The 231-nt window shown below is 40.3% G+C and carries 1 protein-coding gene; it reads right to left on the reverse strand.

Annotated elements, in window-relative coordinates; all coding sequences use genetic code 11:
* A partial coding sequence (locus tag AC3II9_RS22635) for a hypothetical protein (protein WP_489159037.1) occupies window positions 1–231 on the reverse strand: 231 nt, incomplete at both ends.

A 231-nucleotide genomic window follows, 5' to 3' on the forward strand; every position in this document is an offset into this window, starting at 1 on the left:
ATGGCAATCCGGTTGAGGGATTGATTAATATTTGTCCAGCATTATTTCTTGCATAACCCCAAGAAGAAATACCGGTGGTTGGGCTTCCAATACCTAGTACACTTGCGCGCGCATTACCATATAACCAAGTATCTGCAATATAGAACTCAGAAACGTTAGCAGGGAAAGCAACAACGCTATTCCACATGCGATTGAAATTCAATCTCACATTCCAACCAAAATCTTTTTTCT

The sequence above is a fragment of the Lysinibacillus sp. RU7 genome (assembly GCF_057837305.1).